Here is a 14,932-nt window from a genome sequence, read left to right on the forward strand (position 1 = left end):
CCCGCTTACAGACAAATGGAAGAAGAACCCATCAGCAATAAAGAATCGCTTGTTTATGAGGGAAGGAGTGTTAGAACAGATATTGGTACAGTTCAAAACCCTCTTCATAGTAGGGTTTCAACCAACCACCTTGCCAACCTAATACCTGGTCCTTGGTGGTCGCAATACATTCAAAGCCGAAACGGCGATATGAGCGCGTGGCCCAGTAGGCTTTGGGATGGGCAATTAACACCATGCCGCGTTTTCCCTCGCGCCAAGCCACATCACGGACGTGATTAAGTAATTGAGGCCCAAACCCTTTGCCGGTTTGGTGATCATACACATAGATATATCCGATATAAAACATGTCTCCGACTGACTGCGTGGAAACAATACCGACCGGCGCACCCTCGGACCGTCCAATGTAAAACTGCCGCCGTGAAAACTCTCTCTCTCCCCAGGACTCATCCACCTCATGCTCCGCCATATCCTTTTCATGAAGAAAGGGTCGATACCAGTCGGCAGAAGACCTGAGGATATTGGCCGCAATCACCATTTCATGACGTTTGGCCGGTTGAATATCTAACCGCCGTTGGGAAGTCCTCTTTCCATTTCTTCGATGTAGCCGTTCCTCAATGTCCGTTTGATTTTGCATCATAAAGATCGATCCTTTTTCAAAAATTTTTTGCCATGGACTCATGCTCCTCACGAGTCAAGCCTGATGGTCATTGTCTATTGTGTTTAATTGTTTTCAGAGGAAAAATTGGTGTGAGCACACGTTCCTTCACACCGGCATTTTCCCAATCGATAAGATGTGTAAAATTTTGAGTGTCTGTGACGAAAACAAAGGGTACAGTTCCTTTGGTTTTCGTAATTTACGGGGGCGAATGCCAAGGTACTGCTAACATTTTCCATTGCCCCCAGCACAGGAATTCAGGGGCAACCAGACACAATGGTCCCCCATGGAATGATAACCAGCGCAGTTAAAGGCATTGGGACCAGTCTTTTTTTGGTGATTTCTTATGGCAATCGAGAAACTTTCTCGATCCATACCTCCATATACCTATATACTTCGCAAGACCTGTTCCATCAGTTAACCCATTGATCTTTCCAATTTTGTGGAATTTTGGGACTGTTATGTCCCTCTATTTGGGACAGACTTGACTCATTTAAATAATATGAGACACTATTGTCTCAATGCCAGATACTAATTCTATAGTGATCATGGGTGCCCCGGAGCTGGAAAAGGCCTTAAGTCGTGAAGGCTTGGGGGTTGTACGGTTGGATACCCCGGAAAATGTGAAGACCTTGGAGATTGGGTCCCAGACACGCCTGGTCATACTCGATGGACAGTATCTTGGAGACTCCCTGGTGTTTGACATGATGACGACCATACAAGAACACAGGCCCTATCTTGATGTCCTGGTGTTTAAACCAGGAGCCGATGCAGCCTATGTCCATTCGGTTTTGAAAAACGGGGCATCGGATGTGATTTATGAGGATTCACATGAAAAACTGCATCAAGCCATAGAGGCCATTCAGACCAATCAAAAGTTTTCTCCGGATACACCGGATTTGCGTGATACCCGCAAAAGACTGGGAAGCTTTGAAGGCATTCTCAGCCGTAACGGAGTCATGTGGGATATTTTTGAAACCATTACCCGCACCGCGAGCTCTGACGCCACCGTGTTAATTGTGGGGGAAACCGGAACGGGGAAAGACTTACTGGCTCGGGCGATTCACCGGCAGTCCGGGCGAACCGGGCGATTTGTGGCGGTCAATTGCAGCACGATCAGTCCGGAAATTATTGAATCGGAACTGTTTGGCCATGAACGGGGGGCTTTCACCGGCGCCCACCAACAAAAGCAGGGATTATTTCGGTATGCCGATGGCGGCACTATCCTTCTGGATGAGATTGGGGATATGCCGGTTCAAACCCAACTCAGTCTTTTGCGGGTATTGCAGGAACAGACGGTGAGACCGGTTGGATCTCATCATGAAGTGCCAATTGATGCCCGTGTCATTGCCGCGACGAATGCCTCATTGGCCAATGCGGTCCAAACCGGCTCTTTTCGCGAAGACCTCTTTTATCGGTTGGATGTCATCCGGTTAGAAGTGCCCCCGTTACGAGAGAGACCGGAGGATATCCTCTATATGTTTGGGCATTTTCTGAAACGCGTGTGTGCCGATTATGGAATGGACTGTCCGGAATTGCACCAATCCTTCATGGATCTGCTTTTGGAGCAGTCCTGGCCAGGCAATGTGCGGCAACTGGAAAACCTCACGCAACGCCTGGTGTTAAAAGGGCACACCCGGGAATTGACTGCGGAAGACCTGGCGGAAGTCTTGTATTCCCAGGACATCCCAGGGTCCTCTCCGGCTCTTCCAGCTCCTGAAACAGAAAGCGTGGATCAGCCTGTTCAAAGCCAGGGTGATCACTCTCCATCTATCAACCCGTCCCTCACGCTGGCGGCCTACCTCGAGCCACACCTCATCACTCTTGAGAAGGAGTATTTGGAAACAGTGCTGTCAGAAAATAGTGGTCGCATTGCCGAGTCGGCCAATCAGGCCGGGATAAGTCGACGAACACTCCTCCGTAAGCTCAAGACCTACCGCATCAACAAACAATATTTTCGAAACAAGAATTCAGCATCAAAAGAATAATCCTGTTTTCTAGGGGTCTGTCGGACTTTGGGAATCGATAGCGAAATTTGGACCGCTTAGGCACTTTTGCAGCCGATGCATCCGAAGTCCGACAGGCTCCTAAGGATGCTGATGATGCCATACACCATTCCCTTCCCTTAACGAGCTGTTTGGCGTGGAACAGACGAGGGTCATTATTTGAAGTCAGAGACCCGCGCACATGGCTTCTCCCTCAACGCTTGTGAAACGCCTGTGCGAGGTTCTCTCCGGCTTGCTTGAGCACCTGGCTCGTTTTAGCAAAGGCAAAACGGACGAGGTGTTGTCCCAGATCTGTCGCCTGGTAATAAAACGCGCTGCCTGGAACTACCGCCACTTTTGCCTCGGTGATCAAACGGGTGGCAAAGGTTTGGGAATCACCCTGATGTTCCCAAGGTCCATAACCGGCTAACAGGTAATAGGCCCCTTGAGGAACATAGGGCTCAAACCCACTGTCGGTCAGCATCTGCATGGTGAGCTCCCGACGCCGAAGGAATCTCGCTCGTAGGTCGGTGTAGTAGGTCTCGGGTAAGCCCAAAGCCGTGACCGCCGCATATTGGAAGGGCGTGGGAGCACAGATCGTGAGGTAATCATGTACCGTTCGAATCGCCATCGTCACATCCTTTGAAGCCAGGACATAGCCAAGACGCCATCCCGTTGCCGCGTAGATTTTTGACAGGCCTCCGGTAACAACCAGACCTTTCCAGTCGGGCGCCAGGATCGCCGGGGCAATATGCCGAAAAGGTTCGTAGTACAAATGATCATAGATTTCATCCGTCACCACATAGATCCCCTGCTGATCGGCCAGAGCCAGGATGGCGTTCAGTTCATCCCGCGTGAATACATGGCCGGAGGGATTATGGGGAGTATTCAGAATAATGGCCCTGGTGCGAGGGTTGATGGCAGATCGCAGTTCATCTAGAGGTACCGCGTAATCAGGCGGACGAAGCGTAACAAACCGTGGCGCCCCGTTGGCAAAATACACAGCCGGAACATAGTTTTCATGGGCGGGTTCGATGATGATGACCTCATCGCCACTCTCGACCAAGGCCAGCATGGCCGCCACAATCGCCTCCGTCACACCACAGGTAATAGTGATCTCTGTCTCGGGGTCAAAGGTGAGACCGTGGCGTTCGTGCACATGTCTGGCAATGGCTTCCCGTAACTCCGCCAATCCCCAGGTCACCGAATATTGATTGTGATCATTGGTAATGGCATCGATTGCGGCTTGCTTCACCACAGGTGCGGTGGGAAAGTCTGGACGGCCTTGAGCCAGATTAATCGCCTCATGCTCCATGGCAATACGCATATTTTCGCGAATTTGCGATGGCCCGATCCGATCAAGTCGGGAGGGAGGATTGAAGGTCATGGGTGTATTCGTATCACCAAACAGTGGCATGGCTTTCCTTCATATTGAGAAATGAATAAATACACAGAGAGAGCCGGCTATTCCATTTGCCGGCCGTGCATGAACAGACAACATGTGACTAACTGAGGGACCCGTCAGGATAGGGGATCTCATGGAAGTTCTTCAACTTCCCAATGAAACCAGCCATGAGGACATATGTGGTGGATAAAAAAGAATGTGATTCGGAGGCTATTGAATATTTCCCGTGTTTTGCCTTTTCATCACTTGATGAGTGACAGAACCCCGAACGCGGAAAAATAAGGGAGTGCTCAAAAAGGCATTTCCAGACCTGCCCTGAGTCCTGCCGAAGGGAAGGCCGCAGCCGTTTGGACGAGCGGAGCGTACGGAGAGTACGTGAGCACGGCCAAGCGGCGAGAACGCCGCTGGCGGCCTTTTTCAACACTCCATTTTAGGGAAGGGGAGCGTCCAGAGTAAGCACCTCCCGAAACTGGTCAAGCAGCATTAGCCTGCCTTCCCCGGTGTAGGCCGATAGGAAAAGCGGGTCCTCCTCCATGCCCAAACCCTCCCGCAATTCACGTAGCGCAGCCTGGCGGTGACCCCTCGTAATCTTATCAGCCTTGGTGGCCACCACCATCACTGGAATTTTCAGCCGCATGAGCCACTCGACCATCGCCCGATCCGATTCCTGCACCCGACGGGAATCCACCAGCACCACTACACCCTGTAAGTTCTTCCGTGTCCGTAAATATTCTTCAATCAGGGGACCCCAGAGCTCTCGAATCCGTTCAGGCACCTTGGCAAATCCGTATCCGGGCAAATCAACCAACATAAACCTGGGACCGTTCGTGGCAATCTCAAAAAAGTTAATAGTTTGTGTTTTCCCCGGTGTCTTGCCGACCTTGGCTAACCCTTTGTGATTCACCAAACAATTAATGGCCGACGATTTCCCGACATTGGAACGGCCGACGATGGCCACTTCCGGAAGCGTCGGTTTCAGAAATTGCTCAACCGTCCCACAACTCGCCTTAAATTCAGCAGAAAATATTTTAAACGCTCCCACGAAGAGTTCCTCTTGTTATGTACAGACTAACAGAGAAGTTCACGCCCATCCTGCATGGCTCATCAAGCGGCCATGTTGGCCATCATATCTTAGGAGGCCAGGATTTCCCTATACCATTCGTTAAACAACCGGCTGCCTGCTGAAAGCGTGGCTTCTTCATCCCGAATCCAACGGCTGACCATCCCCAACGCACACAGCGTATCCGCAACAGGCTTGATCGTCGGCAGTCCAACAGCCCGCGCCACCTCTCTTGGGTTCACGGGTTTGTCGGCTTCCATCACATAGGTCAGCACTTGATGTTCGAGAGGTTCCCACAGTTGATCGAGACAATCCTGGAAAAAAGAGGAGAGGGATTTTTTTACCTCGCTGACAATCGGTTCCGTCGGAACATGGAGCCCTTCACGCAGGAATGCAGCCTGCAACAGCTTGAAGATATAGGGATGAGTCCCTGCATAGGTGAGGATAGTGGAATGTTGTTCAGTAGAAAGATCCGGATTGAATAACTGCTGCGCCTCTTTTTCCAAAAATACGCCCAAGGGGATCAACTTCAATGTGTGTGGCAAATCGCCTCCTCTCACCACCTCCCGCCATGCCCGTCCTCCGGCAAAGACCGTGGAACCTCCAGGCAAAAGATCGATGTCTGAAAGCGAACGAGCCTTCTCTTCAACCAGCCAGTCACAATTATCAAGGAGAAGGATGGTGTCAGGATTTGGCGGGCGGGAATAGAATCGTTTCCAATCAACCTCGTCGGCAACATCCACATACAACGCTGACGGCCCGGTGGACCTGGGAGATGGCCCCGCATGATTCAGTTGCCAGGCAAGGTGAAGCAGCATCGAGGTTTTTCCTAATTTTGGCCCACCAACAAGGCTTAAGGATTCTCCCCGTTCCAACCGCCGCAACATATTGCGGACTAATCCCTCACGGCCCTTGAACGCTCCAGGCCGAAAAACCGGCCCCGCCGGATCTGCTGAAGGGAACTGTTCAGGGGGGATGGACATAACAGTGAGTGTAGAAGTTCGCTACATGGTTGGCAATGAAAAGCTAAGTTCAGGTGGTATCAGAGATCAATCAAAGAAGTCCCGGACTTGGATGTCAGTAAACTGTCCCGCGCAACTGAACTCAGCCCCACAAAAGAAACAATATTTCTATATTGATCTTATGGGTACTCAGTGCTAAACATTTACGGAAGTAGGACATTTGATTCCATGGGCGACATAATTCACCTCATTTCGGCGACCTATTTAAAGTTATTTACCGTGAAACCACACGAGCATTTTTGTGCCCAAAGGTAGAGTAACCGCTATTCTTATTGTTGTGGCTACGATCGCAATATTAATCGTAGTCATTACGGCCCCAGAGCCACGCATGAGAAACGTGTTTCATGCACTATCCATTGGTTTTGTTGTGAGTGCCATCTTCTATTTTATCGTTGTTTGGCTGCCTGCATGGCAAAGAAAGGTCAGAATTCTTGGCAACTTACAACTACATTATAATGCCTTTAAGTTGTCCTGTATTTCGACATTTCTAGTTTACAGTGATTCACAGGATTACGAACCACAGGAAATGCTGCTCGATCAGGAGGAATTCCGACGCTATTTCAGTATCTACACATCCACAGACCAAACACGATGGCATAACGTAGCAAATGCTCTAGACCGTGGGGCATACCCACTCAGGGATATCCTTAATGAGCTAGAGATACTGAGAGAAGAGCTTCTTTACGTCCTAAATAATATCGATGTCCACGACGAAAAGGTTTTCGGATTTCTAAAGAGGCTTTCCCATGCTATTTTTAGAATAAAGCATTTAGAGCCAGGATATGACGACGTGAAATCCCTTTGTCATTTTCTCTGGGAGATCTTTACGGGTTACAGCTTTAGTGAAGGGTATCGAAAGGAAGATATTGTACAATCCATGATAGAGAAAGTATGAAGGTTAGCTAAAGAATCACCAAAAGAAATGCTAGTCTGTTGAAGTAAGATGGGGACCTTACTTTGTTACATTTGGATGATTGCCTGAAAAAAGAGATTTTCAATGTTTCCAGAAGGAACAGGGGCTGACTCGGAATCATTTTCAAAAAATCTATGCTAGAAGACGGCACTCCGCATTTTAAGAACATTAAAACGATTATGCAGGCGATGGGCTATCGCTTAATCACGGAAAAGATTGAAGTGGCTTCTGGTCGATAGAAATTGAAGAAGCGCACGTTATGAAGAAAAACAAAATAAAAATCGGAATGAAGCCCTCCCATCCAGGGGCGTTAATCAAAACCGAAGTGCTAGATGAACTCGGACTTAGTGTGACGAAAGCCGCCGGAGTCTTGGGTGTGCGGCGCGCCAGCCTGTTCGATTTGGTAAATGAAAAAGCCGCGCTTTCGCCGGAAATGGCTTTACGAATAGAAAAGGCTTTTCATCTCGATATGGATATGCTGCTCAGGATGCAGGCATGGTTTGACGCCACCGAGATGCGAAAGCAGGCCTCAAAAATCAAGATTGCCCCTTATGTGCCTGTATAAAAATGGTTTTTAAAAAGACCATTACTAAACGAAAATTACGAACCTTTGATCAAGTGGAAGAGGAATATTATCGGGAACATCCTGATGAGATTGTAAGCTATCTGAAAGTGTGTTTTGAAGAATACGCAAAAGATGGGGCAACTTCGGCCTTACTCTCCCTTGCGGATGGTTGCCCGCTTAAAAGGGATTTCAAAGTTAGCGGAAGAAACCGGGATGACCCGTAATGGTGTTCAAAAAGTTTTGTCGGAAGACGGTAATCCTGGGTTTGAGAATATCAACGCGATTATGCAAGCCATGGGATACCGCTTGATCGCGGAGAAGCTTGAAATGCCTGCAAGTTGATAACAACCGGGAAGCAGCAGTCATAAGACAATTAGCCATAAAAATCGGGATGAAGCCATCCCATCCGGGGGCGTTTATCAAGACCGAAGTGCTTGATGAACTCGGACTTAGTGTGACGAAAGCCGCCGAGGTCTTGGGTGTGCGGCGTGCCACCCTGTCCGATTTGATGCATGAAAAAGCGGCGCTCCCGCCGGAGGTGGCTTTAGGACTGAAAAAAGCCTTTCACCTCAACATGGATATGTTGTTACGGATGCAGGCATGGCATGACGCCAAAGAGATGCGAAAGAAGGCCGGGAAAATCAAGATTTTGCCCTAGGTGCCCGCACAATAGAAATGGATAATCTATTAAAAATCCATCATTGGCTCAAAACGATTGAAATCCAATGCGTTGTTCCTCTTGCTGGTACTCCTAAATTCATTTCAGAAAAACAGGTATTTGAATATTCAACTGTCTCTGTTGAAGTAGTCGCTTACCTGAAGGCTGTCAGGGCTACCCAAAGTCTCAAATCAATAAGGCTCCTTCAAGAAAACGGGCTGATTATTGATTTATATACCCTAGTACGCTGTATTCTTGACTGTGTTAATGAGATTTATTTCCTTCTCGAAACCTACCCTGAAGTATCTCAAACGGTAGAAAAATTCCTTCAAAATTTTCGGGAATCGACTATAGATGACCTATTAGAAGAAGGCACTGAGGCTGTTCCATCAAAAAAAATCCGCAATGCCAGTGCCCGGGTAAAAGCTGAGAACGGACATACAACTTTTGATCAGGCCAAAGCCCGCTTGGATAGACCCTATAAAATTATTTCTGGTTACGTTCATAGCCAATACTCTCATATTATGGAAATTTACGGAGGCCATCCAAAAGAGCATTCATTCAAGATTGAAGGAATTGCTAGCGAAAAAAGGAAAGCAGATTACTTAATATGGATTGCGGAACTTGATGAAATGGTTATTCACAGCTTGGCATACATGGCAAAACATTTTAGCTGTGAGCAAGTCCGACGGGAAATTATCCAGCATTTTGAAAATTTGGAAAGCTCTTAATTTTCATACTTTTCATCAAGAAAAAAGTTCCCATTAAGAATATAAGTTCTATTTACTCGATTCTCAAATTGGAGAACAGAGCGATGTCAGACGAAGAACAGGCTCCCATGGAAGTTTCCCCCAACAAAACAAAAGATCCTTTACCTTCGATAGAAAAAACTGCCTTTTCTTGCCCTCATTGTGGAGCTTATACGCATCAATTTTGGTATTCACTTTTTGGGAAAAAAAAGATAATAAAGATTCAACTCCAAACGTCGGAGGAACAGCCGATAGGGATTGGATAATAAACTCGGATCGGCCTCCTGAAATCAAAAATTCCGTTCTGAAATTTATTGAAAAGTGTCAGACGGGAAAAGTCTTTTTCCAGAAAGCCGAACACCAATACAATCCATTTCAAGTGTGTAACCTGCATCTCAGTTGCTGTTATACGTGCAAGGAAATTTCTGTGTGGGTACACGATCGGTTGCTATTTCCCCCAAAAAGAACCGGGCCAGAGCCTAACGAAGACTTACCAGACATGATAAAAGCGACCTACGAAGAAGCTCGGTCGATTTTACATCTTTCGCCACGCGGGACGGCGGCATTATTACGTTTGTGCATACAAAATTTGTGTATCCACCTTGGTAAGGATGGTAAAAACTTAAATAAGGATATTGCCAGTTTGGTTTCCGATGGTTTGGATATTCGTATTCAGAGGGCCTTGGATATTGTTAGGGTAATCGGAAATAATGCAGTACATCCGGGTCAAATTGAATTACAAGACGACCAAGAAACTGCAACACAGCTTTTCAAACTTGTGAATCTAATCGCCGACAAAATGATATCTGAGCGCAATACTCTGAATGAGCTGTACGGTTCGTTACCGGCAGGAGCGATAGAAGCGATAGAACACCGCGACCAAAAAAGACAGTAAAATATTTGTCATAAGTAAATTGTCAAACTTTTCTGTGTCCCCCTCCCTCGGAACGTGCCTCTTTAATTGCGCGGCGGATTGCGCGGCCGGCTTCCCGCTTTTTGATGGTGTCCCGCCGGTCGTGGTTTTTCTTCCCCCGCCCAAGGGCGATTTCCAACTTGACCCGCCCTCCGTCATTAGAATACAGACGAAGTGCAACGAGGGTGAGTCCTTTCTGTTGGACTTATTCGGTCAGTCGCTTGATCTCTTTTCTTGTGCGAGACTGTTGAATATGGTCTTTCCAAATAATTTCCGAAATCTTGTTTGTGGGTGAGACACTTTTGTTCGGTGCTGTTGAACCGGTGATCGCCCACAACATCCCTAGCACATCCTGAAATGCGATAGGGGGCTCCTTAATCCCCTCAAACCATCCGTTTTCCCCTTTGAATGACGACTGCCGTCCGGTCCTAGAGGCGAACGCTCCCATCAACTGGCGGGCCTTGTTTGAGATTCTATGGTTTAGGTCAAGCCTTTTGTGAGCCGGTCCGGGTTAAACGTCGTCTGATAGCGATGAATGGACCACGCGGCTCGGGCGATTTTGCGCGCGATAATGACTCACGTCGCCGTGCCACTCCAGCCTTGGCTGCGATAGGCGTCGTAGATGGGTTTCCAGACTTTGGTTCGGACCGCGGCCATGGCCGCATTAAAGAGCAACCGGCGTACCTCGGCTGGGCCGCGTTTGGATAAGCGGCGGCGCCCGCTTTTCTGCCCCGAGTCCTTGGCCCGCGGGTCGAAGCCGATGAAGGCGACGAAGGCATCGGCATTGCGGAACGGCACCCGCTCTAACGTATTGGTGAGGCTCAGCCCGACCAACGGGCCGACGCCCACGATCGTTTCGATCCGCGGTTGAGCGGCTCGATGCCCGGGTGCCCGGGCCGCCAGCGTGGCCATAGTGGCATCGAGCTTGGCCAGCAAGGCATCCACCTTTCGGAGCACGGCCTTGACGTCAGAGGCAAACCCGCTGAGGTTGTTCATCGTGAGCTTGAACATGCCCTTGATCCGGACGAGCTTGGCCCGCCGCCGAATGAACCGGTCGAGTTGGCGTTGGGTAGCCGTCGGCGGGGTGTAAGGCCGCAGGCACTGGTGTTCTTGGGCGACCAAGCGAGCCAACAACGTCGCATCGACTCGATCCGTTTTCGCCCGCGCGCCCATGGCTTTGGCATCATGCCGGGTTTCCATCGGATTCAAGAGAAAGACGGTGTGACCGTGGGCATGCGCCAGATCCGCGAGGACCTCATGATAGGTATTGGTGGATTCGAGCCCCAGGCGACTGCCGGCGGGCAAAGACTTGAGCCACGTGCGTAAGGCGGTGCGCTGATTGCGGATCTCGTGAACTGGAAAGTGTTGCTCGGCACAAGCTACGACTACGGTGTCTTTGGCCACATCGACTCCGACATTCAAAACGGGTTGCATACGCGTCGCCTCCAAAAATAAGGTTCACCAATGGGGTGGGCCACACCAACGTAAGCTTGCGTTCAAATCGGCGGTCAGGAGTCCTGCCGCAAGATTCTTCATCGACGTTAAAAATGTGGATGGGAGAAGTCTCAAACCGTCTGTCCAGTAACTGGCAGATGCGCAGCGATGTCCCTCCACCCCCAACCCCTCGGAGCTTCTCAAGAATGACAAGAAAAGACCAGACAAGCGGAGCGAGTTGGACCGCCCTCCTGTTTCCCGCGTCTGTCCCATCCAATGAGGTCGGACTGGGCGTCAATGGTTTTGGGTCCTTTTGCCGGAACAAAAGGGCCTCGCTTGGCGGGCCGAAACCCGGCATCTACTGTGGAAGATTCTAGGAATGGGACTCTTTCATCGCCCGATCGATTTCGCGGCCGGCTTCCCGCTTTTTGATGGTCTCCCGCCGGTCGTAGTTTTTCTTCCCACGCCCAAGGGCGAGTTCAAACTTGACCCGCCCTCTATCATTAAAATACAGACGAAGAGGGACCAGAGTGAGTCCTTTCTGTTGGACTTTTTCCCCTAACCGCTCGATCTCCCTCTTGTGCAGCAGCAAGGTTCTTGCGCGTAACGGCTCGTGATTCATTTGATTGCCGTGGCTGTAGGTGCCGATATGGCAGTTATGCAGAATGGCTTTGCCGTCAAAACGGCCGGTTGAAGTTTTTTAAATAGCCAGTCGGGTGAGAGATCCCCAGCTTTCCCTCATCTTCACATCACTGAGTGAGTTTTGCAGACAGGGAGGGACCATTTTCCCATTGCTTGATTGCCGCTTTCTGTTTCTCTGTCTTTTTCGTAGAGGAAGATCTGCCAGGTAAAGGAGGATCAGTGCAGACGTTTCTTGAGATGCGTCAACAAATCCATTCGTTTGTGTAGCACCGCAAGGATCATAGTTTTTTCATTTTCATGATGCAGAGAAAAGACGTAATGATGTTCACAACTAGTTATAAACACATGAGGGAATCGCTGTGAAAAGATTTTGGATCTGACTTTATTGCTGGCAAGATTTTGAAAACACTGATGGAGTTTTTCGATATACAGACTGGCTTGGTCTTCCCCCCATTCATTAATCGTGTAGCGGGCTATACCTTCAAGGTCAGCATCGGCATGCTTGGTTAACTCATAGATGTGCATCAACTCAATTCGCGGCGAACACTTTCAAAAATTTGGGCAGGTGTCCGTGTGGAAATTTCTCCCCGTTCTGCGGCTTCGATTCGGGATTGAAGTAACTGTTCGAGTTGGTGCAAGGCTTCTTCCTCGGTCATGGATCCTCTGTTGGGTAGATCGGGCAAGGACCGCTCTAATATATATTCCTTGATGGTTTTGCCTTGTAAGGCGGCCATGGCCTTGAGACGTTGATGTTGTTCGGGAGTCAGTTCAATAGATAAACGGCTCATTGCGTCTTCTCCTGTCAGAAAATTAATGTATTTAGAGTATCACAAAAAGCACAAATGATCAAAATGAACATTTGTTAAGTTTCAACTGTGAAGAAGTAGCGGCGTGATACGCAGGCAGAAAGATTGGCGTTTTGAAAACGAGATTTTGAAGGGACCCATTTTAAAAATATGGCTCACCAGGCAAACCCTTCCGGACTCTTTAGGAGCGCGACTCTTTCATGGCGCGGTCGATTTCGCGGCCAGCTTCCCGCTTCTTGATAGTGTCCCGCCGGTCGTAGTTTTTCTTCCCACGCCCAAGGGCGAGTTCAAGCTTGACCCGCCCTCTATCATTAAAATACAGACGAAGAGGGACGAGGGTGAGTCCTTTCTGTTTGACTTTTTCGGCCAACCGCTCGATCTCTTTCTTATGCAACAGCAAGGTCCTTGCGCGTAACGGTTCGTGATTCATTTGATTGCCGTGGCTGTAGGTGCCGATATGGCAATTATGCAGAATGGCTTTGCCATTGATGATGGCGGCGTAACTCTCTTTCAAATTCAGACGGCCTTCCCGTAAGGCTTTGACTTCGGTCCCGACCAGGACGATACCGGCTTCGACCTTCTCTTCTATCATGTAGTCATAGAAGGCCTTGCGGTTAGTGCTGAGGACTTTATTGGAGGGGTCTGTTTTTTGTTTGGCCATGCCTGAATTTCCTTAGTGGACTGTTGAAAAATGTCGCCAGCGGCGTTCTCATTGCTTCGAAGGGCTCAACGTACCTACCCGGTACGCCTCGCCCTCCTCGCGGCTTGCGGCCTTGCTGGACGACCTTTTTGAACAGCCCCTCTTTCTTCTATTGGCTACCTATCAAAGTCACCTGAAATAACAGATTATTAATTATTCATCACCCCTACAACCCCTACAAGATGCCGGAAAAAGGATCTTTCCCTGGAATCGAGATGACCAAATCAAAAAGAAAAGTCCAAGACGGATGAATCAAGCCGGACAGTACGATAGAATACCCGCACAATGAGTTCCTTTGAGTCGATCCAGAGTCTTATTCAAGATTTTTCCAAAGGTAATCCGCTCGGCCTCAAACTGTCTGAGGTTCAACTCCAACAGGAGTGGGAACATCTTGTGGGTGCGACGATGGCGAAACATTCATACCCGGAAAGTATCCGCTTTAAAAAATTGCATCTGGTGGCGGATAACTCAATTTGGCTTCAGCAGCTCATGTTTCTAAGACCGGCCATTTTGGAAGCCATTCATTCAATGATGCCGGAACTGGGCTTAACCGAGGTCGTCTTACGCATCGGCTCCATTCCTCAACCCCCGCCTCAACCGGATCCACTACCCCAGGACCCTCCTGATTTTGTCGGTGAACCGTCGCCCTTTGCCACCGGCTTAGCCAAACGCCTGAGTAATCCTGACCTCCAAACCATCCTCTCTCAGACTATCACTAAAGCCCTTGCTGAATCATCGCCCTCGACTAGGGAGCCGGGGAAGATGTCTGAGCAGGAGGACTTGCCTCCTCCCAGGTCTCCTCGAACACCCACTGCATCGTAAGCGTTCGATCTTTTGACCCGCTCCGGTTCCAGGGGCCGATCCATCCCGCCTGACCGGCCGCATCGGCACGATACCCGGCTCGCACAGCAGCTTCAAAGTTTTTCCGAAAGGTTTTTTCCGAATCGTCATCGACCTCATTGGCGACATACCGGTGAAGGTTATCCGGCTCGGTCCAGAATGGATCTGAAAAAATGATGATTTGTAACGTTTGGTATCGTCCGCGAGGATCGTCGGGAGTGGTGGGACGGATTTTCATGTCCGCGAAATCACGTGTGGCCCTGCCGACATCGCCAAACCGCCTAACCAGGGTTTGTATTTCCGGATCACTGGTATAGGGAGGCACGTGGACGGCCACCAGCGACCCCTCCTGAGCTCCAATACTATAGGGCGGGATGGACCGGTCCGGACGGGAGAGGAACATGCCGAGGGAGATGACAAAAATCCCTCCGATCAAAATGCCTAATCCCATTAGGACGATGGGATCGAACTTTTTGCGCCTTGCTGGTTGGTCGGAGGGTTTGTGAGGGGAATCCAACCTAAAACCTTCCCTCAGACAATCGCTTCCTTCTGCTTCCTCTTGTGAGCCGGGGAAGATGCAAGCGG

The 14,932-nt window shown here is 49.3% G+C and carries 20 protein-coding genes and 1 pseudogene; 9 read left to right on the forward strand and 12 right to left on the reverse strand.

Features of this window, described 5'->3' with window-relative positions:
* Nucleotides 1–70: 70 nt before the first annotated feature.
* Complete coding sequence (locus ACTRXD_RS09155; RefSeq protein ID WP_442431511.1) at nt 71–637, reverse strand: GNAT family N-acetyltransferase; 567 nt, start codon at nt 635–637, stop codon at nt 71–73.
* A 539-nt stretch (nt 638–1,176) separates the two neighbouring features.
* On the opposite strand from ACTRXD_RS09155, the gene ACTRXD_RS09160 reads away from it, so the two are divergent.
* A complete protein-coding gene (locus ACTRXD_RS09160; protein WP_442431512.1) occupies nt 1,177–2,643 on the forward strand; it encodes a sigma-54 interaction domain-containing protein in 1,467 nt (488 codons plus the stop codon).
* Between the two features lie 211 nt (nt 2,644–2,854).
* Here the strand turns inward: ACTRXD_RS09160 and ACTRXD_RS09165 are convergent, their stop codons facing one another.
* The 3 genes from ACTRXD_RS09165 to ACTRXD_RS09175 form a co-directional block, all read right to left on the reverse strand.
* On the reverse strand, nt 2,855–4,057 hold the full coding sequence (locus ACTRXD_RS09165) for a pyridoxal phosphate-dependent aminotransferase (protein WP_442431513.1): 1,203 nt from the start codon (nt 4,055–4,057) through the stop codon (nt 2,855–2,857).
* Nucleotides 4,058–4,475: 418 nt separating this feature from the next.
* Nucleotides 4,476–5,087 carry a ribosome biogenesis GTP-binding protein YihA/YsxC gene (gene yihA, locus ACTRXD_RS09170; protein ID WP_442431514.1) on the reverse strand — a complete coding sequence of 204 codons (612 nt, stop codon included), beginning with the start codon at nt 5,085–5,087 and terminating at the stop codon, nt 4,476–4,478.
* 89 nt (nt 5,088–5,176) lie between these two features.
* Nucleotides 5,177–5,992, reverse strand: coding sequence for a hypothetical protein (locus ACTRXD_RS09175; RefSeq protein WP_442431515.1), 816 nt, complete (start codon nt 5,990–5,992; stop codon nt 5,177–5,179).
* 463 nt (nt 5,993–6,455) lie between these two features.
* Between ACTRXD_RS09175 and ACTRXD_RS09180 the strand changes: the two genes are divergently transcribed.
* The 7 genes from ACTRXD_RS09180 to ACTRXD_RS09210 all read left to right on the forward strand — a co-directional run bounded on the left by ACTRXD_RS09180 (nt 6,456) and on the right by ACTRXD_RS09210 (nt 9,907).
* The gene (locus ACTRXD_RS09180; RefSeq protein ID WP_442431516.1) at nt 6,456–7,022 is read left to right on the forward strand and encodes a hypothetical protein; all 567 of its coding nucleotides are present in this window, start codon (nt 6,456–6,458) and stop codon (nt 7,020–7,022) included.
* Between the two features lie 277 nt (nt 7,023–7,299).
* Nucleotides 7,300–7,605: a HigA family addiction module antitoxin gene (locus ACTRXD_RS09185; protein WP_442431517.1), complete on the forward strand. Its 306-nt coding sequence runs from the start codon at nt 7,300–7,302 to the stop codon at nt 7,603–7,605.
* A 132-nt stretch (nt 7,606–7,737) separates the two neighbouring features.
* A complete protein-coding gene (locus ACTRXD_RS09190; RefSeq protein ID WP_442431518.1) occupies nt 7,738–7,947 on the forward strand; it encodes a helix-turn-helix domain-containing transcriptional regulator in 210 nt (69 codons plus the stop codon).
* Nucleotides 7,928–8,263 (forward strand): HigA family addiction module antitoxin, encoded by a 336-nt coding sequence (locus tag ACTRXD_RS09195; RefSeq protein WP_442431519.1) that lies wholly within the window; start codon nt 7,928–7,930, stop codon nt 8,261–8,263. Before ACTRXD_RS09190 ends, ACTRXD_RS09195 begins: the two co-directional genes overlap by 20 nt.
* Nucleotides 8,264–8,280: 17 nt before the next feature.
* Nucleotides 8,281–8,994: a hypothetical protein gene (locus ACTRXD_RS09200; protein WP_442431520.1), complete on the forward strand. Its 714-nt coding sequence runs from the start codon at nt 8,281–8,283 to the stop codon at nt 8,992–8,994.
* A gap of 83 nt (nt 8,995–9,077) precedes the next feature.
* Nucleotides 9,078–9,278, forward strand: a complete 201-nt coding sequence (locus ACTRXD_RS09205; protein WP_442431521.1) for a hypothetical protein — start codon at nt 9,078–9,080, stop codon at nt 9,276–9,278.
* A 233-nt stretch (nt 9,279–9,511) separates the two neighbouring features.
* Nucleotides 9,512–9,907 (forward strand): DUF4145 domain-containing protein, encoded by a 396-nt coding sequence (locus ACTRXD_RS09210; RefSeq protein WP_442431522.1) that lies wholly within the window; start codon nt 9,512–9,514, stop codon nt 9,905–9,907.
* 22 nt (nt 9,908–9,929) lie between these two features.
* On the opposite strand, the pseudogene ACTRXD_RS09215 reads toward ACTRXD_RS09210, so the two are convergent.
* The 7 genes and pseudogenes from ACTRXD_RS09215 to smpB form a co-directional block, all read right to left on the reverse strand.
* Nucleotides 9,930–10,118 (reverse strand): annotated as a pseudogene (locus ACTRXD_RS09215) (SsrA-binding protein); the annotation flags it as partial.
* Nucleotides 10,119–10,130: 12 nt separating this feature from the next.
* Entirely contained in the window at nt 10,131–10,373 is a 243-nt protein-coding gene (locus ACTRXD_RS09220; RefSeq protein WP_442431523.1) for a hypothetical protein, read from the reverse strand.
* Between the two features lie 128 nt (nt 10,374–10,501).
* On the reverse strand, nt 10,502–11,359 hold the full coding sequence (locus ACTRXD_RS09225) for an IS110 family transposase (protein WP_442431524.1): 858 nt from the start codon (nt 11,357–11,359) through the stop codon (nt 10,502–10,504).
* A 373-nt stretch (nt 11,360–11,732) separates the two neighbouring features.
* Nucleotides 11,733–12,026: an SsrA-binding protein gene (locus ACTRXD_RS09230; protein ID WP_442431730.1), complete on the reverse strand. Its 294-nt coding sequence runs from the start codon at nt 12,024–12,026 to the stop codon at nt 11,733–11,735.
* A 191-nt stretch (nt 12,027–12,217) separates the two neighbouring features.
* Entirely contained in the window at nt 12,218–12,526 is a 309-nt protein-coding gene (locus tag ACTRXD_RS09235) for a type II toxin-antitoxin system RelE/ParE family toxin (RefSeq protein WP_442431525.1), read from the reverse strand.
* A complete protein-coding gene (locus ACTRXD_RS09240) occupies nt 12,526–12,789 on the reverse strand; it encodes an antitoxin (protein ID WP_442431526.1) in 264 nt (87 codons plus the stop codon). The genes ACTRXD_RS09235 and ACTRXD_RS09240 overlap by 1 nt, the downstream gene beginning before the upstream one ends.
* Before the next feature lie 199 nt (nt 12,790–12,988).
* On the reverse strand, nt 12,989–13,468 hold the full coding sequence (gene smpB / locus ACTRXD_RS09245; protein ID WP_442431527.1) for an SsrA-binding protein SmpB: 480 nt from the start codon (nt 13,466–13,468) through the stop codon (nt 12,989–12,991).
* A gap of 324 nt (nt 13,469–13,792) precedes the next feature.
* Between smpB and ACTRXD_RS09250 the strand changes: the two genes are divergently transcribed.
* Nucleotides 13,793–14,329, forward strand: coding sequence for a DUF721 domain-containing protein (locus tag ACTRXD_RS09250; protein WP_442431528.1), 537 nt, complete (start codon nt 13,793–13,795; stop codon nt 14,327–14,329).
* Here ACTRXD_RS09250 and ACTRXD_RS09255 read toward each other — a convergent pair.
* On the reverse strand, nt 14,253–14,864 hold the full coding sequence (locus ACTRXD_RS09255) for a hypothetical protein (RefSeq protein ID WP_442431529.1): 612 nt from the start codon (nt 14,862–14,864) through the stop codon (nt 14,253–14,255). The two genes, ACTRXD_RS09250 and ACTRXD_RS09255, sit on opposite strands and share 77 nt — an antisense overlap.
* Nucleotides 14,865–14,932 lie beyond the last annotated feature (68 nt).

Origin of the sequence: Nitrospira sp. T9 (assembly GCF_052156535.1) — a bacterium.
Lineage (GTDB): Bacteria > Nitrospirota > Nitrospiria > Nitrospirales > UBA8639 > Nitrospira_E.